This is a genomic window from Parapusillimonas sp. JC17, from assembly GCF_052180245.1.
Lineage (GTDB): Bacteria > Pseudomonadota > Gammaproteobacteria > Burkholderiales > Burkholderiaceae_B > Parapusillimonas.
The window spans coordinates 2207734-2225568 of record NZ_CP197474.1 but is presented as its reverse complement, the minus strand read 5'-3'; the positions used below and the strand labels follow the sequence as shown (position 1 = coordinate 2225568).

Genomic DNA, 17835 nt, shown 5'->3' with positions numbered 1-17835 from the left:
ACCATAGTTGTAAGGTTTATGATTTTATCAATTCAGCAAGGAGCATCTTATGATCGAATTCGAAGTACAGGACATGACCTGCAAGCATTGCGAAGCCACCATCACCAAAGCGATCAAGGAAGTCGCGGCGGATGCGGTCGTCGACATCGACCTGGCGACCCACACGGTCAAAGTGGGCGGCGTTGCGAATGCCGATCGCGTCGAAGCCGCCATTCGCGACGCCGGCTATAGCCCTGTGGAGCGCCCCTGACCAAACAGCAACTCCATTTCCCGCCTGACCTTGTAGGCGGGTGTGGCGGTATCCATGGCGACGTCGTCCCAGCATAGGCTCTGGCCCGCCTTCACGGGCCGTATCACCTTGACGTTGTGGGCGAGGCCCAGGGGCACGCCTCCGATTCCGGTTGATTTGCCTGCGGGCAACAGCTTGCCCCACACGGTGTAGCCGCCTTCGCCGTCGAGCATTTCGCCGGGCTTCAGATCACGCTTGGCGGTGGCCACGACGTCCGCGTGCCATGCCGTGGCAACGCCGGTGGCTTCGCCGCGCAGCGCAACCGACGCCACCGACATCCCGACTTCCAGCCCGATCAGATGCCAGCGCTTGTACAAAGTGAAATAGCGGCCGGTGGGATCGGTGTGCGCGTTGTATTCTTCGAAGCAATTCTTGATGTAGTCGGTTTCCGCCTCGACCGTCACCCACACGCCCATGCGGATGTCGTACGGGATGCGCCGTCCGTCCGGTTCCAGCGAGGATACGACCTCGACCATGCCCTTGCGTTCCAGCACCCCGCCCTCGTCCACGGGACGGGTCACATAAGGGATGTCTTCGATGCTCGCCGGTGGATACAAAAGTCCGTTGGAAGGCACGGCCAGACCCGTGGCATTGGCGACGGCAGAGCTCTCTATGGAAGGCTTGGAGCCATCCAGGAAGCTGTTGAACATCTTGGGATTCAGGCCGCCGCGAGCCGCTTGCTCGGGCGTCAGCCCGTAATATCCCCAAACCGTTTCAGGTGTCGACTGCGCATAATGCGGCAGCCATTTATGTCCGCGCCCCGCTGCCACCACTGGAAAACCGCAGGTCCGGGCCCAGTCGACGAGGTCGCAGATGAGCGCGGGCTGGTCGCCGAACGCCAGGGAATACACCACGCCGGCCTCCTCGGCCTTGCGGCCGAGCAACGGGCCGCAAAACGCATCGGCTTCGACGGTGACGTTCACGACGTGTTTTCCATGGTGAAATGCGGCAAGGCAATGCTCGACCGCGGCGATGGGGTTGCCGGTACATTCCACGATGACGTCGATCTCGCTCATGCCGACCAACGCTCGCCAGTCGTCCCCGACCCAGGTTGTGCCCCGGCGCAGCGCATCCTGCAGGGACGACGCTTCCAGACGTGCGCTGTCCCAGCCTACCCGGCCAAGGTTGGTCCGGGCGGCATCCGGCGAAAGGTCGGCAATGCCGACCAAGTGTACGCCGGGTGTGCGCGGAATCTGCGCCAGATACATGGCGCCGAATTTCCCCGCGCCGATCAGGCCGACACGTATAGGCCGGTTGTCGGCCGCGCGCTTTTGTAGTTTTGCATAAAGGCTCATCGAGCTGTCTCCGTCTTGTCGCGAAAGCAACAGAATATACACCTGTGCCCGTCATGACGCGCAAGCGGCTCCAGCCGGCGCCGCCTGTGTTTAAGCGTTGACGGGCCTTATGCCAGCAGGATCACCCCGGCGACGATGATGACGCATCCCGCGACACGTGGAACCGAGACTTTCTCCTTGAGGATGAAGAAACCCGCTACCGTGGCGATCATCAGTGAGGTTTCGCGCAGCGGCGCCACCAGGCTGACGTGTGCGCCCATCTGCAGCGCATAAAGCACCAATATGTACGCCATGGGCGACAAGGCGCCCACGGCGAAGGCATAACCCCATTTGCCGCGCATCTGGCGCACAAGCTCGCGGCGCCGGACCCAAGCCCTCGGCGCCAATAGTGCAGCGCCGCCCGTGGCCGAGAACCAGTCCAGCACGACGGGCGCCACCAGGAGCACTTTCACCGTATACGCATCGGTGACCGTGTATGCGGCGATGAACAGCCCGATGAAAAGCCCCCATTTCACCCCTGCCCACGCGTGGGGCGTCGTGAATCGGCGCAAGGAACCCCCGGAGGCGATCAGCAATATGCCGACGACGATACAGCCGATGCCCGCGAGGCCCAGAACCGTCGCAGGCTCTCCCAGCAGGACGAAGGCTGCCAGGCTGGACAGCAAGGGGCCCGTGCCCCGGGCGATGGGATACACCACCGACAGGTCGGCGGCCTGGTATCCCCATTGCAGGCACAGGCTGTATCCCAGGTGCAGCACACTGGACAGAAAAATGAACAGCACTGCGGGCCAGGTCCACGTCATGCCGTCCACCAGCAATATGTAGACGACCCAGGGCGCGTACAGCAGCGCCGACAGGCTGCGATAGCAAAAGACGAAGTGCCCGGCGGCGCCGGTGGCCTTCTTGGATATGATGTTCCACGTGGCATGCAGCCCGGCGGCGCAAATCACCAGCAAGAATGTTTCGAGGGTCATCGGTCTTTGCGCAGATACGCGGGCGGTGGAACGATTGGGCTACGGTCCGGTGCCGCCAAACGGCCGGCGGCGTCAACGGGTATTAGAGTATTTCTTCGATCACCGTTGCGGGACGGCAAAGTCGCGTGCCTTTTTCCGTGACCACGAAAGGACGATTCAGCAAGATGGGATGCTCGGCCATGGCGTCGAGCAGGCGGTCGTCGCCGACGGCGGGGTCGTCCAGACCCAGTTCGCGGTAGATGTCCTCTTTTTCGCGGACGGCTTCCCTGACCGTGAGTCCGGCATCCGCGATCAATTGCGCCAGCTCGGCGCGGGACAACGGCGTTTTCAGATATTCGATGATTTCAACTTGCAGTCCCCGATCCTGCAGGGTTTGCAAAGCGCTGCGGGAGGTACCGCAGCGGGGATTATGATAGATCCTGTTCATTGCCGTATCGCTGTCATATAGTTGTCACGAAAGCGCCATATTACTCCAAGGACGGGCCGGGGTCAGACCCCCATGCGGGGTCTTACCCCAGAAGCCGAAACTCGGGGTCAGACCCCGTACGGGGTCTGACCCCCCATGGTAAAGTAGATTCATTGTCCTTCTATTCGTCGAACACTGAAAAGGCTCCGCATGATAGATCTGTATTACTGGACTACCCCGAACGGGCATAAGATCACCATGTTTCTTGAGGAAACAGGCCTCGAGTACAAGATATTTCCCATCAATATCGGCAAGGGCGATCAGTTCCAGCCCGATTTCCTCAAGATTGCACCCAATAACCGCATCCCGGCCATCGTCGATCACGATCCGGCTGACGGCGGGCCCGCGATTTCCCTGTTCGAATCCGGCGCCATCCTGCTCTACCTGGCGGAGAAGACCGGCCAGTTCCTGCCCCAGGATCTGCGTGGGCGCCACGACGCCCTGCAGTGGCTGTTCTGGCAGATGGCCGGGCTCGGGCCCATGGCCGGGCAGAATCACCATTTCAATGCCTACGCCACCGAGAAAATTCCCTACGCCATCGATCGCTACGTGCGGGAAACCAGCAGGCTGTACGGCGTGCTCAACAAGCAGCTGTCCGACCGGGAATTCATCGCCGAGGAATACTCCATCGCCGATATGGCATGCTACCCATGGGTGGTCTCCCACGAGCGCCAGAGCCAGGACCTCAACGACTTCCCGCATCTCAAGCGCTGGTTTGAAACCATCGCGGCCCGCCCGGCGACGCGGCGAGCTTATGAGCTGGTGAAGGAAATCAACCCGGCACCCACCGCGCACGACGAAGCGGCCCGGAAGCTTTTGTTCGGACAGGACGCCAGCACAGTCAGATGAACGCCATGCTCCTTCCAATGCGCGCCGGACGCAGCGCCGTATTGCTTGCCCTCGCCGCCGTGCTGGCCGCCTGCGCCAGCGGCCCTACCGAGAACATCTCCTTGATCCCGGCTCAAACCGCCGAGCAAACCAGCAAGGACGGCCTTTTTACGCAACCCATCAAGTGGGAACGGGGCAAGCCCGGCTGCAAGGGCGAATGCCCCAAGCTCGAGCTGGATTCGATCATATTCCCGGGCGTTCCCCGCCTGACCGAACTTATCGATCACGCCCTGGCGACCATGACCGACATAGCCGGTAATTCCGCAGCGCCGTACTCGACCATAGCCGGCTACGAGGATTACTTCTGGAAAACCGCCGCAGCCCGCGACTCGACGCTGCTTTCGGCACGCACGCGCTACCGGAACAGGCACATCACGCTGGTTGAACTGAACAGCTGGATGTACAAGACCGGCGCCGCCCACGGCATGTCCGCCACCCAGTTCCTGAATTGGGACAACGACCATCAGAAGGTGCTAGGCATGAACGACGTGCTGCAAAACGGGGCTCGACCTGCTTTCGAAGCCGCCCTGCAGCGTGTTCACGCGCAGTGGCTGCAGAACCACCCGGACGCGCAGCGCGACCCCGAGGGATTCCGGCGCGTATGGCCATTCCAGCCCAGCGAAAATTTCGGCCTGAGCGACCAAGGCATTGTCGTCAAGTACGACTCATACCAAATCGCACCATACAGTTCCGGTCAGCCGGAATTGTTGATTCCCTACGATCAGCTGCAGGGCGTGCTCCGGCCGGAGTACATGCCGGGCTGAAGGGGTCAGACCCAATGGGTCTGACCCCTTCCAGCTTCCGCTCCTTCGAACCAGGGTCAGACCCCGTATGGGGTCTGACCCTCTGCCGTCACCTCGAATCGGGGTCAGACCCCGCATGGGGTCTGACCCCCCACCCTCATTCCTTCTCGAATCGTTTCAGGTCGAAATATTTGGACGTGGACGAGTCGGTTTGAGCGGCCGGCCTCAGGCTTTCGGGCGATGGCGCATCCAGGTCGACACCGGTGGAAGACGCCTGGGCCGCTGTGCCGGCGCTTGCCCGCTGGGCCTGACGTTCGGCAAGGATGCGCTTCGTGAGCGCTTCGAGCTTGTCCGCCAGCGCGTCGTGATTACGCAAGCGGGCCCAGAATACCGCGTCCTGTTTCTTCAGGTTGACCATGGTGGGATCCGCGCCGGCATCGAGCAGCGCCTGGACGACGGGCTGCTTGCCCGACAGCGCGGCCATCATGAGGGCCGTCGTGCCGTCCGGCCCCGGCGCGTTCACGATCGCCTTGTTGGCCAGCAGCATCTGCACGGTATCGAGATGCCCTTTGGAGGCGGCGTACTGCAACGGCGTCCATCCCAGGCGGTTGACTTGCGCGCCGCGCTGAATGAGTGCCTGGGCACGGGCGGTCTCGCCCACGACCGCCAGGTACATCAAGGGCGTTTCATCGTTGGCGTTCGCGATATTCAGGTTCGTCTTGCGGTTCTTGGCCAGAACCTCGTAGACGTCCCATGAACCGGTCCGGATGGCCTGCATGATCGCCGGCTGGCCCTCCGGGCTCACCGCATTGGGATCGGTGCCGCGAGCCAGCATGGTTTGAACTGAATCGGCCCGGTCGTTGGCGATGTCATTCCACCAGCTCTTGGGCACTGCCGCGTACGAGGCAGCACAAAGCAAGAGGCCGGCCAGCCCCAAGGCGATGCGTTTCATGTTCTCATTCCTTCGCTTTGCTGAAAAGCGTAAAAAAGTTGCGGGTGCTGTGCTCGGCGACCTGGCTGAGGGGCACGCCCTTCAGTTCTGCGATCTTCTCGGCCACATGCATGACAAGGGAGGGATCATTGGTCTTGCCTCGGTAAGGTACCGGGGCCAGATAAGGGGAATCCGTTTCGATCAGGAGCCGGTCCAGCGGCAGCTTGCGCGCGAGCTCATGGAGCTCCTCTGCTTTCTTGAAGGTGACGATGCCCGAAAGCGAAATCAGGAAATTCATTTCCATGGCTGCCTGGGCGACCTCCCAGGACTCGGTGAAGCAGTGCATGACGCCGCCGCACTGGTCCGCCCCTTCTTCCTTCATGATCCGCAGCGTGTCGGCGCTCGCGGCTCGCGTATGGATGATCAGCGGCAGGCCGGCTTCGCGGCTTGCGCGGATGTGAGTGCGAAAGCGTTCGCGCTGCCATTCAAGCGGCTCGGACATGCGGAAATAGTCGAGCCCGGTTTCACCGATGGCGACCACCTTGGGCGACCGAGCATGCGCTACCAGCTCTTCCACGCTGGGGTTGTGTGCGTCCTCGTAATCCGGATGCACGCCCACCGACGCAAAGAGATTCGGGTGCGGCGCCACGAGCTCCATCAGCCGGGGCCAATCGGGCATGTTCACGCTGACTACCAGCGCATGCGTCACCTGGTTCTGCGCCATGCGGTCGAGTATTTCCGGAAGCTTGTTGGCCAAGTCGGGAAAATCCAGATGGCAATGCGAATCTACAAACATGATCTCAAGGTTCTATTGTTCTGTGCGGACGCGGGCACCGGTGTCCGCAATCCAAAGCGTCAGTGTAGCGATTTTAGGCCGGCTGCGTTCAGCCCGCCGGCAGGCAAGCCAGCGCACTGCGCTGCAATGCGCTGTGGGTGAAGAGCTTGGCGTTGAGCGGATGATTGGCCACTGCGCGCTGCTGCGCCAGCCACTTCCCCATTTCCGAAAGCTGCGCCGCGGAAGCCTGGGCTGCAACCCGCTGCGTATGCCGCGCCAGTGCCGGAAAATAACGCACCGGCGTTCCCACGGACGCCAGCGACAGATCGACGAAGATGCGTTGCAAGGCATCTATCCAGATTTCCGGGGCGACCTTTTCGAGTTCGTCGGCCAAGGCGCCTATCTCCTGCCCGCGCCCGTCGGCCAGCCCCGAAATGAAGCCGGCAAGCCAGTCGGGGCACGGGCCGCTGCCGGATTGCGCAAGCTGGCGCGCCAACAGAGGGGCTCCGCCAGCCGCGGCGAGCCATTGATCGGCGTTCGCGATGCCTTCGGACTCCAGCCACTGCAAGCTCTGCTCGGCCCCGGGCACGGGCAGTGGCAAACGCCTGCAGCGTGAAACCAGGGTTGGCAAAAGCAGGTCGGGTGCGTCGGCGACCAACAGGAACACCGTATGCGCCGGCGGTTCTTCGAGGACTTTCAATAGCGCGTTGGCGGTGACCACGTTCATCGCCCTGGCCGGATACAGCAAGGCCACGCGCCATCCACCCCGATGAGTGGCAGTGTTGAACCAGTTGCCCAATGTGCGTAGCTGTTCGACCCGGATGTCGCGGGAAGGCGCTTTCTTTGGCCCTTCGGTGTCCTGCTCGGCAGTGGCCGCGCCTTCTTCCGCCGCAAGGGCATCGGGCCGTATGCGACGCAGGTCGGGATGGTTTCCACTGGACAGCCACTGGCAGGCGGCGCAGTGCATGCATGCCATTCCCCCCTGGGGGGATTCGCACAACAAACTGGCAGCGGCGGCGAGCGCGAACTGGCGCTTGCCGATGCCTGCAAGACCGTGGATCAGCCAGGCATGCGCAAACCGGTCGCGTTGCCCCAGCCATGTCTCGGCGATATCTTGTTGCCAGGGCAGGAAAGGCAGGAGATCGCTCATGGGCACAAGATGCGCCCGGCGGCGGATCCACAGCTGGCGCGAATGGTTGCAACACGATGGACCGCCCGATTCCGGGATTGCAGACCGCGCGGTTTAGGGTTCAGGGCTTTCATTGGCATCTCGCCATTATATTCTTGGTCTGTAAAATGGCGGGCACTGTATGGAAACGCCAGGTATGACAAGCGCAAATCCCCCCTCCTCGTCAAAACGCATCATCGGTCTGGCCGGGCTCGCCCGCTCTGGCAAGGATACCGTCGCCCGCATGCTGCTCGAGCATGACAGGGTTGCCGCCTATGCCCTGGCGGATCCGCTGAAGGAGGGGTGCCAAGTCTTGTTCGGCCTGTCCGACGACCAGGCCTGGGGCGACGATGGGAAGGAAAACACCATAGCGCTCTGGGGCCGTTCCCCACGCCAGCTCTTTCAGCGCGTGGGCACCGAGTGGATGCGGGGCCACGATCCCGATCACTGGCTGATGCGGGCCGAGCGGGAACTGAATGCCCCCGCGCGGGCGGGCGATGTCGACGGCTCGCGCCTGCAAGACCCGGACGCGGTATTCAGGCTTGGCGCCGAGGCCATATTCGGTCTGTCCTGCTGCCAGGCCTGGAACCTGGAAGCCGGCGATAGTGAAGATGCATTTTGGCGCATGACGCCGAACGAGATGTTCGAGCTGCTTCGCCGTTTTGCGCTGGACGACTATCCGGACTTCATGCAACGCCGGATGGAGCGTCCGGTGACGCCTCCCACCCGTCGCGCTCGAATTGCGCCGCATACGGATTTCCTCATCCTCAAGGACATCCGTTTCGAGAACGAAGCAAGCTACATCCGCCGGCGCGGCGGCCTGGTCTGGCATATACGGCGCAGCACGCAGCGCATCGACGACCATTCCTCCGAGCACGGCATCGCCATCGCACCGGGCGACATCGTGATCGACAACAATGGCACACTGGATCAATTGGCCGGCCGGGTCGACGAAGCCTGGCGCCGGATCGAGGGGTCAGACCCCAGGCGGGGTCTGACCCCAGAAACATGACGCTGGGGTCAGACCCCGTACGGGGTCTGACCCCAAAACATCGAGCCGTGGGGGTCAGACCCCGCATGGGGTCTGACCCCAGGCCTTATGGCCGCTTCAAGATGTATTTGGCGACGGCGCGGTTATGCGCGGCCAGGTTCGTTGAAAATTCGCTGGTGCCGTCGCCGCGGGACACGAAGTAGAAGAACTTGTGCCCTTCGGGGTGCAGGGTGGCCAGCAAGGCCGCCCGTCCGGGGCTTGCAATGGGCGTGGGCGGCAGGCCTGGACGGGTATAGGTGTTCCACGGTGTGTCGGTGGTCAAGTCCCGTTTACGGATGCGGCCCTGGTAGGCTTCGCCCATGCCGTAGATGACGGTGGGATCGGTCTGCAAGGGCATGCCGACGCGCAGGCGGTTGATGAAGACGCCGGCCACGCGTTGCCGGTCTTCGCTGTGCCCGGTTTCCTTCTCGACGATGGACGCCAGGATGAGCGCTTCGTAGGGCGACTTGAGCGGCAGCTCCGGATCGCGCTCTTCCCACATTTTGCCCAGCATGCTTTCTTGCGCCTCGTAGGCGCGGCGCAGGATGTCGAAGTCGCTGGAGCCCGGTACGAATACATAGGTGTCCGGGTGGAACAGTCCTTCGGGACTGCTCTGGCCGGATCTCAGCCGCTTGAGAAGATCCTCGTCTGAAATGTCCCCCAGCGTCTGCTTCACTTGCGGGTGTTCGCGCAGAGTCTGGCGGATACGTTGATAGGTCCATCCCTCGACCAGCGTCAGGCGCGTCTGGGTCATGTCGCCGCTTGCCATGCGTTCGAGCAGCGTGCGCGGCGTATCCCCTTTTACCGCCTCGTAAGCGCCCGCCTGCAGCAGCGTGTCGCTGCCGGTCAGCCGGGACAGCAGTACGAAGCCGTCTTCGTGGATGTCTATGCCGGCTTCCCGCATGCTGCGGGCGATGCTGCGCGGCCGGCTGCCCGACTCGACGATGTAGTCGACACGGTCATGATCCATTTCGACGGGATGCTCCGACCAATACCAGGCATAGCCGGATATGGCGGTAGCGCCCAGTGCGACGGCAAGAATCAGGAAGAGAATGGCGAATTTGAGTTTTTTCATGAGGCCATTATCATAAACGCTACGAGCGTACCCTGTTTACAAGAGCTGCAATCCATGACTTCATTTTCCGGTTTCGTTTTTCCCCTGCCCGATCTGTCGGTCATCGAAGCGCGCGGCGCCGATGCCGTCGCCTTTCTGCAAGGGCAGTTGACCAATGATGTTTCCGCGCTGGATGGCGGCCGCGCCTGCCTGGCCGGCTATTGCACCGCCAAGGGCAGGCTTCTGGCCAGCATGGTGGTATGGCGCGCCGAATCCTCTGACGATACCGCGCTACGCATGCTGGTGAAAACCGACTTGGCCGAAGCCTTGCTGAAGCGCTTGTCCATGTTCGTGCTGCGCGCCAAGGTCAAGCTTGGCTTGGTGCCACTGAAGATCCACGGCGCCATTCCGGCTTCGTCCCCGTCATCGGGGCATGCCGCCCAGCAGACTTCAGGCTCTGGCGTGCAGATCGGGTTTCCGCCTCCCGTCGAGCCATGGACGGTCGTGCACGACACGCATGGCAGCTGGATTTGCGCGCCTGCAGCGGAAGGCGGGACGCGTTGGTGGCTGATATCCGGCTCCCAAGTCCTGCCGGAATCCAGCGCCGGCCACAGCAGCCCATGGCACGTGGCCGATATCGCGGCCGGATTGCCGTGGGTGCAGGCCGCCACACAAGATGTATTCATCCCCCAGACGCTGAACCTGGACCTCATCGGCGGCGTAAGCTTCAGCAAAGGCTGCTATCCAGGGCAAGAAGTGGTCGCGCGCAGCCATTACCGGGGTACCGTCAAGCGGCGCATGGTGCATGCCGTGGCGGAAGCGGCCCCCGGTATCGACGCCGCCACCCTTGCCGGCGTCGATACCTTCGATGGCAACCGGCCCGATGCGCCCTGCGGGCGTATCGTCAACGCGGCAAACGATTTGGACGGCACCTTGCACGTGCTGATGGAAGTGCAGCTGGCGGACCTTGATGCGGCGGACTTCCGGCTGAAGTCAGCGACGGGGCCTGCGCTGCGGGTGCAGAAGGGTCAGACCCTGTTCGGGGACTGAGCCGGGCCCTTTTTTGGTTGGGGTCAGACCCCATTCGGGGTCTGACCCCCGGCTTAACCCCCGGCCTGGCGCTGGTACAGCGTCAGTATGCTGGAAAAGTCCAGGCCGCCATGGCCTTGCTTGCTGTGCAGCGAATAAAGGTTCCTGGCCAGTTCCCCCAGCGGCGTGCTGGCGCCGGTGCCCAAGGCGGCTTCCGCCGCCAGCCCTAGATCCTTCAGCATGAGGTCCACGCCGAATCCCCCGGCATAGCCTTTGGAGGACGGCACGTTGTCCATTACGCCCGGCCATGGATTGTAGAGCTCGGTCGCCCAGTTTCGGCCGGAGCTCTTGGCGATGATGTCGGACAGCACCTTGGGATCCAGGCCGTTGGCCGCGCCCAGCGCCAGGGCCTCGGACGTGCCCGCCATCAGGATGCCCAGCAGCATGTTGTTGCAGATTTTTGCGACCTGGCCCGCGCCGGCTGCGCCGGCATGGAAAATGTTCTTGCCCATTTTTTCCAGGTAAGGCCGGGCCGCTTCAAGGTGCTCTATCTCGCCGCCGACGATGAATGTCAGCGTGCCGGCCACTGCACCCGCCGTGCCGCCCGAAACAGGAGCATCCACCATGCGGATGCCACGTTCCGAAGCCGCATGGGCGACCTTGCGCGCGGAATCCGGCGCGATCGTGCTGCACTCGAGCACCAGGGTGTTTTCGGCGATGTGGTCAAGGAGCGGCGGTTCGCCCAGGTAAAGGCCCTCGACGTGCCTGCTTGCAGGCAGCATGCTGATGACCACTTCCGCGTCGCGCACGGCCTCGTGAGCGGAGGCGCCGGCGCGAGCCCCCACGTCCACCAACGATTTGACGGTGGTGGGCACCAGGTCGAACACCACCAGCTCGTGTCCCGCCTTGAGCAGATTGCGGGCCATTGGTGCGCCCATGTTGCCTAGCCCGATGAATGCGATACGGCTCATACCCTCTCCTTGATGCGTTGATGAATGTTGACCGGTGCTCAGCCGGCCGATGTGCCCAGATCAGTCAGCGGATGCGGCTGTCCCTCCGGCCATGGCGGCTGGAAATAGCGCTGGACCCAGGTTTCCGAAGCCTGTTCCACGCTGGAAGGATTCCATTTCGGTTGCTTATCCTTGTCGATCAGCAAGGCGCGTATGCCTTCCTGGAAATCGCCCTGCACGCCGCACTGGAGCGCCGCGATGTATTCCTGCCGGAAGACATCGGCGAGCGACATCAGGCGTGCCCGGCGAAGCAGCGTGAAGCTGAGCCGAGCGGACCCCGGCGAGCCCGCCAGGAAAGTATCCGCCGCGCGCTTGAGCCAGGGGTCGTCGCTTTGCGCCCAGGCTGTGATGCCGCTGCAGACCGCAAGGAAGTCGTCGCCGTCGCAGGCGCGGCGTATGGCTTGCAGGTTCCGTTGCAGCGGGCCGGCCTGCCACGCGTGGCCGCTTCCCAGCTCAAGCAGCAGTTCGCGCAATTGCTCGGATGCTCCGTCCGCCGAATCCGGCCATGCCGCAGCCTGTATGCGCGCCAGCAACGCATCCCAATCTTCGCTGCCCAGCAGGTAGTCGGCCAACCCGAGCGCCAGGCAATCGCCCGCGCCCAGCTGCGCGCCGGTAAGCGCCAGGAAGTTTCCTACACCGCCGGGCAGGCGCGAGAGCATCCAGGTGCCGCCGACATCCGGGAAGAGCCCTATGGAGATTTCGGGCATGGCAAAGCGTGTGCTGTCGGTCACGACCCGATGGCTGGCGCCCATCATCAGGCCTACGCCGCCGCCCATGACGATGCCACTGCCCCAGCACAGTATGGGCTTGGGATAGGTATGTATGCGGTAGTCCAGCCTGTATTCCACGTCGAAGAATTCCCGGGCCGTTTCATTGGCCCAGGCGTCGCCGCTTGTATTGTTCTGCATGGCTTTGTAAAGTCCGTGCAGATCACCGCCCGCGCTGAACGATTTGTTCCCGGCGCCACGCAGCATCACGAGCGCGATGGCGGGATCCGATGCCCATAGCTCGAGCCGTGCCGCCAGCGCCTTGCACATGTCCAGCGACAAGCCATTGAGCGTTTGCGGGCTGTTCAGAACAGCCAGGCCGGCCTTCCGGCCGCCGGCGGTGGCGATTTCCTCGAAAAGCACAGGGGAAGTCATCGGATGTCTGCTCCTTTTTCCAGTATCTGCCGCGCAACGATGACGCGCATGATTTCATTCGTGCCTTCCAGTATCTGATGGACGCGTGTGTCGCGCACCAGCCTTTCCAGCGGATAGTCCTTCAGGTAGCCGTAGCCGCCATGTATCTGTTGCGCATCGAGGCAGGCCTGAAAGCACAAATCAGTGGCGAGGCGCTTGGCCATTGCGCAATAGCTGGGCGCCTGCGGGTCTTCCTCATCGAGCTTCGCGGCCGCCAGCCGGACCATTTGCCGTGCGGCGACGATGTGGGTGACCATGTCGGCGAGCTTGAATTGCAAGGCCTGGAACTCCGACAAGGCGCGGCCGAACTGGCGTCTTTCGCCCATGTAACGCCGGGCGGCATCGTAGGCGCCCTGAGCGGCGCCCACCGAGCAGGTTGCGATGTTGATGCGCCCTCCGTCCAGACCCTTCATGGCGAAGCGAAAGCCCTCGCCCTCCTCGCCCAACCGGTTTTCCTGGGGCACCTGGACGTTATCGAAGGTGATGGGACGGGTGGACTGGCTGTTCCAGCCCATTTTTTCTTCTTTGCGGCCGTAGCTGATGCCAGGAGTGTCGGCTGGAACCGCGAAAGCCGAGATACCTCCCGGCCCGGCCGCACCGGTGCGCGCCATGACGACCAGGATATCCGTATCGCCCGCACCGGAAATGAATGCCTTTGAGCCGTTGAGCACGTAATGGCCGCCTGTCTTCTCCGCGCGTGTCGCCAGCGAAGCGGCATCCGACCCGGAGCCCGGCTCGGTCAGGCAGTACGAAGCCAGTTTTTCGCCGCTGGCCAGCATCGGGCCCCATTCATTGCGCAAGCCTTGCCCGCCCCATGTGCCTATCATCCATGTTGCCATATTGTGGATGGTCAGAAATGCCGTCGTGGAGGGGTCGATGGCCGCCATTTCCTCGAAGACCAAGGTGGCATCCAGCCGGGGAAGGCCCAGGCCGCCGATGGACTCGGGCGCATAGATGGAGCAGAAGCCAAGCTTGCCCGCCTTGGCGAAGGTATCGCGCGGAAATATTCCTTCGGCATCCCAGCGGGCCGCGTGCGGTTCGAGCTCGCCAAGCGCGAAATCGCGCGCCGCTTGAGCGAAAGCCTGTTGTTCGTCGCTAAGACGGAAATCCATGATGCGGTCTCCTTGTCGTTGGCATGCGTATGCCCCGCAAGCACATTAGCGCAATATCATAGGCTTATTTGTCAATTACGCGACAATCTTGCCTACACCGTAGCGGCCGTCGTTAGGTTGTTGATTCCCGGTCGGCCGGAATCAGGCCGGCGGCGATGCGCACCTTGCGACGCCGCGGACGATTCTTGGACTTGGTCATGAAGGCTTTGCGATGCAGCGCCCGGCGGCGCCGTGATTCCATCGGGTCGAACACCAAGGGCCGATAGATTTCGACACGATCCGAGTCCGACAGCAGCCGTTCCGTATCGCAAAGCTGCCCGTACACCCCGACTTTGAGCTCTTGCATCGGATAGTCCGGGAACTGGCTGGAAAAATCGGAGGCGGCAATCGCGTCCCCTACCGTGCTGCCCTGGGGCAGCGCCAACGGCTTGAGCCAGACTCTGGCCGGTTCGGCATATACGAGCTCTATCCGGATGGTATCCATGGGCATTGCGTTGCATTGAAGGCCACCGGCTTCATCCGCCATAAACCGTTTGCGCGCGCTGCGTGAAGGAGTCGATGAAACTGGTGGCGATGCGGTTGAAGATGGGCCCCACCACCGCTTCGAGCGCCCGGCTGGAAAATGCGTAGTCCATGGTGTAGACCACCTTGCAGGCGTCCGGAGCCAGCTCCAGGAACTCCCAGGTGCCCGTCAGCATGGAAAAAGGACCGTCGACGAGGTGGAAGGTGATCAGCGTCGGGTACTCGTGTTCGTTGCGCGTGGTGAAAGTTTGCTTGATGCCCGCAATGCTGATGGTGATGGAGGCCTCCATGCCGTGTTCGTCTTGCCGGTGCACGGTGGCGCCGCCGCACCACGGCATGAACTGCGGATAGCTGGCGACATCGGCGACCAGGTCGAACATTTGCGCATTGCTGTGAGGAACAAGGACGGAACGCTGTACTTTATGCATCGAAAGGAGTTAATGGATAGAATGTATTGATTTTACAGTTTAAAACTTTATTGATTCATGAGCATTGTCGACAACCGCAAAGCAACGCACGACTACTTCATCGAGGAACGGTTCGAAGCCGGGCTCGTGCTGGAGGGCTGGGAGGTAAAAGCCATCCGGGCCGGACACGTTCAACTGAAGGAAAGCTACGTCATTGTGCGCGACGGCGAACTCTGGATCCTGGGCATGCACATCAGCCCGTTGCCCACCGCTTCCACTCATATCCATCCCAACGCGACCCGCACCCGCAAGCTTCTGCTCAAGGCCGAGGAAATCAACAAGCTCATCGGCAAGGTGGAACAACGCGGCTATACGCTCGTGCCGCTGAACCTGCATTACAAGAACGGGCGCATCAAGCTGGACTTCGGCCTGGGGCGCGGCAAGAAACTGCACGACAAGCGCGACACCGCGCGCGATAAAGACTGGGCGCGCGAAAAAGAACGCATCATGAAGCACGACACCCGGAATGCCCGGCGGGACAACTAAAGGGACGAGAGGTTGTCCAAGGGGTCAGACCCCGTACGGGGTCTGACCCCAGTCCATCGCAGGCATCGCGGTTTCGGGGTCAGACCCCATACGGGGTCTGACCCCCGGTCCATCACAGGTGTCGCGGTTTTGGGGTCAGACCCCATTTGGGGTCTGACCCCAGCCCTCGAGCTGCAGCAACGCGTACTTGCGGTCCAGGCCGCCGGTGTAGCCGTTGAGCGTTCCGGCGCTCGACAGCACGCGATGACAGGGGACGATGATGGATACCGGGTTGCGGCCCACTGCCGAGCCTACCGCGCGCACATGCTGGGCGGTCTTGCCCGCCGACAGCGTCACGTCCTTGTAGGAAACGCAGTGGCCATAGGGAATGGCGAGCAGCGCGTCCCAGACCTCTTTCTGGAAACCGCTGCCCTCCAGCTTCAAAGGCAGGCTGAAGACCTTTCTTTCACCGGAAAAGTATTCCGCCAGCTCTGCCGCCGAGGCGCGAAACAGATCGAGCGTCGAGGAAGGCGTGCCGTCCTGCATGAGCAAGAGCTCCGACCCGGGCGGGATCGATGGCTTGGGCAAGACCGAGTCTTGAAACGATGCGCCACCGTTCGACTCCGCATCGCATAAAGGCAGCTCGCCCTGGCTGGACCCGATACGGATGTTCTTGATCGGCCGTCCTCCCATGAGACCCGCAGTCGGATCCCGACGCTCCGGCCGCGCCTCCGGCAGGCCTGGAAGACTGGGGCAGTCCTTCTGGCCGATGAAAAACAGGCCTGTGAGATGCTCGCCGTCGGACCGGAACAGCATGGTTCCAAGTGATGTGGCAAGCTGTGCATGGTATGCCATGAATGTCTCTGATGTATTGACTTGAGGGGTCAGACCCCGTGCGGGGTCTGACCCCTGACCCAAGCACGGGGACAGACCTGGGGTCAGACCCTAAGGGTCTGACCCCTCATGACGCCCCGGACGGACCCGGGGTCAGACCCACAGGGTCTGACCCCTTACGATCCCTGCCAGCCTCCGCCCAGCGCTTTGTACAACAGTATATGATTACTATTACGCGCTTGCCGCAAGTCGATCAGTCCTTGCTGCGCGGCGTACAAGCTGCGCTGCGCATCCAGCACGTTCAGGTAGTTGTCCAGGCCTCTTTCAAATCGGGCCTGCGACAAGGCCTGGTAGTCCCCCGCCGCCTCCACCAGCGCGCTCTGCGCATCCACCTGGTCACCGATGGTTCCTTGCCGCGCCAACGCATCCGCCACCTCACGGAAGGCATTCTGGATGGACTTTTCGTAGGTCGCCACGGCAATGTCGCGGTCCGCTTCCGACACCCTGAGATTGGCCCGGTTCCGGCCGCTATCGAAAATCGGCAGGTGGACCTGCGGGACGAAGCTCCAGAAGCCGGTCCCCGCATCGAACAAGCTCGACAAAGCGCTGCTTGCCGTGCCTGCGGAAGCCGTCAGCGTGATGCTGGGAAAGAACGCGGCGCGCGCGGCGCCGATGTTGGCATTGGCCGCCTGCAGCAAATGCTCGGCTTCCAGCACGTCGGGACGCTGCCGCAAGACTTCGGACGGCAAGCCGGCGTCCAGTCCGGCCAGCGTCAGCCGGCCGTCGCCCTGCTCCGACGGCAGCAGGTCCGGCGGCACCGGGGCGCCCACCAGCAAGGTCAGCATATTCATGCCCTGCGCGACATCGCTGGTAAAGCGCGCGACATCCACCTTGGCGCCCTCCACGACGGTCTGCGCCTGGCGCAGGTCGAGCATGGAAGCCGTGCCCAGTTCATGGCGCCGCTTCATGAGCTGGTAGGCGGCGTTGCGGTTCTCCAGCGTGTGTCTTGCCAGGACCAGGCGCTCGTTGTCCGCACCCAGTGACAAATATGCATTGGCGATTTCCGCCACCAGGCCCAGCTGCACGGACCTGCGCGCTTCTTCGGTCGCCAGATAGCGTTGCAGCGCCTCGTCCTTCAGGCTCCGCACTCGGCCAAACAGATCGAGTTCGTACGCGCTGGCTGCGATCCCGGCCGAGTACTGCCGACTGATGCCCGCCTCGCCGCTGGGAGAAAGGTCGGCGGGCATGCGCTGAGTCGTCGCCGAACCGGAAGCGCCGACGGAAGGCAACGTATCCGCGCTGCGGATCTGGTATTGAGCGCGCGAGCGTTCGATATTCAACGCGGCCACCCGCAGATCGCGATTGTGCTCCAGCCCCAACGCCAGCACGGCGCGCAGCCTGGGATCCAAAGCGAAATCCCGCCAGCCGATCGAAGCAGCCGGCTTGTCCGCCGTATCCTGCCCGGTTTCGTTGCCATAGGCAGGGCCTGTCGGCCATGCCGTGGCCACCGGCATGCCGGGGCGCTGATAGTCGGGAGCCATGCTGACGCATCCGCTCAGCAGCAGGACCGTAGCCGCGAAGGCCGAGATATTGCGTTTCATA

20 protein-coding genes are annotated in these 17835 nt (G+C 62.6%); 6 read left to right on the top strand and 14 right to left on the bottom strand.

What is annotated here, in order from left to right:
• Window positions 1–49 precede the first annotated feature (49 nt).
• Window positions 50–250 carry a cation transporter gene (locus ACSBPU_RS10735; RefSeq protein ID WP_180069312.1) on the top strand — a complete coding sequence of 67 codons (201 nt, stop codon included), beginning with the start codon at window positions 50–52 and terminating at the stop codon, window positions 248–250.
• On the opposite strand, the gene ACSBPU_RS10730 is transcribed toward ACSBPU_RS10735, so the two are convergent.
• The 3 genes from ACSBPU_RS10730 to arsC all read right to left on the bottom strand — a co-directional run bounded on the left by ACSBPU_RS10730 (window position 226) and on the right by arsC (window position 2985).
• Window positions 226–1584: an NAD(P)H-dependent oxidoreductase gene (locus tag ACSBPU_RS10730; RefSeq protein ID WP_442597991.1), complete on the bottom strand. Its 1359-nt coding sequence runs from the start codon at window positions 1582–1584 to the stop codon at window positions 226–228. The genes ACSBPU_RS10735 and ACSBPU_RS10730 overlap by 25 nt on opposite strands.
• A gap of 107 nt (window positions 1585–1691) precedes the next feature.
• Complete coding sequence (locus ACSBPU_RS10725; protein ID WP_180069319.1) at window positions 1692–2558, bottom strand: EamA family transporter; 867 nt, start codon at window positions 2556–2558, stop codon at window positions 1692–1694.
• 82 nt (window positions 2559–2640) lie between these two features.
• On the bottom strand, window positions 2641–2985 hold the full coding sequence (gene arsC / locus ACSBPU_RS10720) for an arsenate reductase (glutaredoxin) (RefSeq protein WP_442597989.1): 345 nt from the start codon (window positions 2983–2985) through the stop codon (window positions 2641–2643).
• A 189-nt stretch (window positions 2986–3174) separates the two neighbouring features.
• Between arsC and ACSBPU_RS10715 the strand changes: the two genes are divergently transcribed.
• Window positions 3175–3873 (top strand): glutathione binding-like protein, encoded by a 699-nt coding sequence (locus ACSBPU_RS10715; protein WP_442597987.1) that lies wholly within the window; start codon window positions 3175–3177, stop codon window positions 3871–3873.
• Window positions 3870–4676 (top strand): RsiV family protein, encoded by an 807-nt coding sequence (locus ACSBPU_RS10710; RefSeq protein WP_442597985.1) that lies wholly within the window; start codon window positions 3870–3872, stop codon window positions 4674–4676. The genes ACSBPU_RS10715 and ACSBPU_RS10710 overlap by 4 nt, the downstream gene beginning before the upstream one ends.
• Window positions 4677–4812: 136 nt before the next feature.
• Here ACSBPU_RS10710 and ACSBPU_RS10705 read toward each other — a convergent pair whose 3' ends face one another.
• The 3 genes from ACSBPU_RS10705 to holB all read right to left on the bottom strand — a co-directional run bounded on the left by ACSBPU_RS10705 (window position 4813) and on the right by holB (window position 7511).
• Window positions 4813–5607: an ankyrin repeat domain-containing protein gene (locus ACSBPU_RS10705; protein WP_442597983.1), complete on the bottom strand. Its 795-nt coding sequence runs from the start codon at window positions 5605–5607 to the stop codon at window positions 4813–4815.
• Window positions 5608–5611: 4 nt separating this feature from the next.
• Window positions 5612–6382 carry a TatD family hydrolase gene (locus ACSBPU_RS10700; RefSeq protein WP_442597981.1) on the bottom strand — a complete coding sequence of 257 codons (771 nt, stop codon included), beginning with the start codon at window positions 6380–6382 and terminating at the stop codon, window positions 5612–5614.
• Between the two features lie 88 nt (window positions 6383–6470).
• Window positions 6471–7511: a DNA polymerase III subunit delta' gene (gene holB, locus ACSBPU_RS10695; protein ID WP_442597979.1), complete on the bottom strand. Its 1041-nt coding sequence runs from the start codon at window positions 7509–7511 to the stop codon at window positions 6471–6473.
• 175 nt (window positions 7512–7686) lie between these two features.
• Here holB and ACSBPU_RS10690 point away from each other — a divergent pair, with 175 nt between their 5' ends.
• Complete coding sequence (locus ACSBPU_RS10690) at window positions 7687–8541, top strand: deoxynucleotide monophosphate kinase (RefSeq protein ID WP_442597977.1); 855 nt, start codon at window positions 7687–7689, stop codon at window positions 8539–8541.
• Window positions 8542–8626: 85 nt separating this feature from the next.
• On the opposite strand, the gene mltG is transcribed toward ACSBPU_RS10690, so the two are convergent.
• Window positions 8627–9634, bottom strand: coding sequence for an endolytic transglycosylase MltG (mltG, locus tag ACSBPU_RS10685; protein WP_442597975.1), 1008 nt, complete (start codon window positions 9632–9634; stop codon window positions 8627–8629).
• Between the two features lie 54 nt (window positions 9635–9688).
• Here mltG and ygfZ point away from each other — a divergent pair, with 54 nt between their 5' ends.
• Complete coding sequence (ygfZ, locus tag ACSBPU_RS10680; RefSeq protein WP_442597973.1) at window positions 9689–10663, top strand: CAF17-like 4Fe-4S cluster assembly/insertion protein YgfZ; 975 nt, start codon at window positions 9689–9691, stop codon at window positions 10661–10663.
• Between the two features lie 53 nt (window positions 10664–10716).
• Here ygfZ and mmsB read toward each other — a convergent pair whose 3' ends face one another.
• The 5 genes from mmsB to ACSBPU_RS10655 all read right to left on the bottom strand — a co-directional run bounded on the left by mmsB (window position 10717) and on the right by ACSBPU_RS10655 (window position 14895).
• Entirely contained in the window at window positions 10717–11613 is an 897-nt protein-coding gene (gene mmsB / locus ACSBPU_RS10675; RefSeq protein WP_442597971.1) for a 3-hydroxyisobutyrate dehydrogenase, read from the bottom strand.
• A 38-nt stretch (window positions 11614–11651) separates the two neighbouring features.
• Complete coding sequence (locus tag ACSBPU_RS10670; RefSeq protein ID WP_442597969.1) at window positions 11652–12794, bottom strand: enoyl-CoA hydratase/isomerase family protein; 1143 nt, start codon at window positions 12792–12794, stop codon at window positions 11652–11654.
• A complete protein-coding gene (locus ACSBPU_RS10665) occupies window positions 12791–13945 on the bottom strand; it encodes an acyl-CoA dehydrogenase family protein (RefSeq protein ID WP_442597967.1) in 1155 nt (384 codons plus the stop codon). The genes ACSBPU_RS10670 and ACSBPU_RS10665 overlap by 4 nt, the downstream gene beginning before the upstream one ends.
• A gap of 112 nt (window positions 13946–14057) precedes the next feature.
• Window positions 14058–14435 (bottom strand): RnfH family protein, encoded by a 378-nt coding sequence (locus ACSBPU_RS10660; protein ID WP_442597965.1) that lies wholly within the window; start codon window positions 14433–14435, stop codon window positions 14058–14060.
• A gap of 25 nt (window positions 14436–14460) precedes the next feature.
• Entirely contained in the window at window positions 14461–14895 is a 435-nt protein-coding gene (locus ACSBPU_RS10655; protein ID WP_442597963.1) for a type II toxin-antitoxin system RatA family toxin, read from the bottom strand.
• 57 nt (window positions 14896–14952) lie between these two features.
• Here ACSBPU_RS10655 and smpB point away from each other — a divergent pair, with 57 nt between their 5' ends.
• The gene (gene smpB, locus ACSBPU_RS10650; RefSeq protein WP_442597961.1) at window positions 14953–15420 is read left to right on the top strand and encodes an SsrA-binding protein SmpB; all 468 of its coding nucleotides are present in this window, start codon (window positions 14953–14955) and stop codon (window positions 15418–15420) included.
• Between the two features lie 135 nt (window positions 15421–15555).
• Here smpB and ACSBPU_RS10645 read toward each other — a convergent pair whose 3' ends face one another.
• Together ACSBPU_RS10645 and adeC are read right to left on the bottom strand one after the other, a co-directional pair.
• A complete protein-coding gene (locus ACSBPU_RS10645; protein WP_442597959.1) occupies window positions 15556–16254 on the bottom strand; it encodes a methylated-DNA--[protein]-cysteine S-methyltransferase in 699 nt (232 codons plus the stop codon).
• A 155-nt stretch (window positions 16255–16409) separates the two neighbouring features.
• A complete protein-coding gene (gene adeC, locus ACSBPU_RS10640; RefSeq protein ID WP_442597957.1) occupies window positions 16410–17834 on the bottom strand; it encodes an AdeC/AdeK/OprM family multidrug efflux complex outer membrane factor in 1425 nt (474 codons plus the stop codon).
• Window position 17835: the final 1 nt, after the last annotated feature.

Bases quoted from the DNA above. Each gene is read 5' to 3' on its own strand.
- ACSBPU_RS10735 (WP_180069312.1), top strand. From the start codon at position 50: ATGATCGAATTCGAAGTACAGGACATGACCTGCAAGCATTGCGAAGCC.
- ACSBPU_RS10730 (WP_442597991.1), bottom strand. From the start codon at position 1,584: ATGAGCCTTTATGCAAAACTACAAAAGCGCGCGGCCGACAACCGGCCT.
- ACSBPU_RS10725 (WP_180069319.1), bottom strand. From the start codon at position 2,558: ATGACCCTCGAAACATTCTTGCTGGTGATTTGCGCCGCCGGGCTGCAT.
- arsC (WP_442597989.1), bottom strand. From the start codon at position 2,985: ATGAACAGGATCTATCATAATCCCCGCTGCGGTACCTCCCGCAGCGCT.
- ACSBPU_RS10715 (WP_442597987.1), top strand. From the start codon at position 3,175: ATGATAGATCTGTATTACTGGACTACCCCGAACGGGCATAAGATCACC.
- ACSBPU_RS10710 (WP_442597985.1), top strand. From the start codon at position 3,870: ATGAACGCCATGCTCCTTCCAATGCGCGCCGGACGCAGCGCCGTATTG.
- ACSBPU_RS10705 (WP_442597983.1), bottom strand. From the start codon at position 5,607: ATGAAACGCATCGCCTTGGGGCTGGCCGGCCTCTTGCTTTGTGCTGCC.
- ACSBPU_RS10700 (WP_442597981.1), bottom strand. From the start codon at position 6,382: ATGTTTGTAGATTCGCATTGCCATCTGGATTTTCCCGACTTGGCCAAC.
- holB (WP_442597979.1), bottom strand. From the start codon at position 7,511: ATGAGCGATCTCCTGCCTTTCCTGCCCTGGCAACAAGATATCGCCGAG.
- ACSBPU_RS10690 (WP_442597977.1), top strand. From the start codon at position 7,687: ATGACAAGCGCAAATCCCCCCTCCTCGTCAAAACGCATCATCGGTCTG.
- mltG (WP_442597975.1), bottom strand. From the start codon at position 9,634: ATGAAAAAACTCAAATTCGCCATTCTCTTCCTGATTCTTGCCGTCGCA.
- ygfZ (WP_442597973.1), top strand. From the start codon at position 9,689: ATGACTTCATTTTCCGGTTTCGTTTTTCCCCTGCCCGATCTGTCGGTC.
- mmsB (WP_442597971.1), bottom strand. From the start codon at position 11,613: ATGAGCCGTATCGCATTCATCGGGCTAGGCAACATGGGCGCACCAATG.
- ACSBPU_RS10670 (WP_442597969.1), bottom strand. From the start codon at position 12,794: ATGACTTCCCCTGTGCTTTTCGAGGAAATCGCCACCGCCGGCGGCCGG.
- ACSBPU_RS10665 (WP_442597967.1), bottom strand. From the start codon at position 13,945: ATGGATTTCCGTCTTAGCGACGAACAACAGGCTTTCGCTCAAGCGGCG.
- ACSBPU_RS10660 (WP_442597965.1), bottom strand. From the start codon at position 14,435: ATGCCCATGGATACCATCCGGATAGAGCTCGTATATGCCGAACCGGCC.
- ACSBPU_RS10655 (WP_442597963.1), bottom strand. From the start codon at position 14,895: ATGCATAAAGTACAGCGTTCCGTCCTTGTTCCTCACAGCAATGCGCAA.
- smpB (WP_442597961.1), top strand. From the start codon at position 14,953: ATGAGCATTGTCGACAACCGCAAAGCAACGCACGACTACTTCATCGAG.
- ACSBPU_RS10645 (WP_442597959.1), bottom strand. From the start codon at position 16,254: ATGGCATACCATGCACAGCTTGCCACATCACTTGGAACCATGCTGTTC.
- adeC (WP_442597957.1), bottom strand. From the start codon at position 17,834: ATGAAACGCAATATCTCGGCCTTCGCGGCTACGGTCCTGCTGCTGAGC.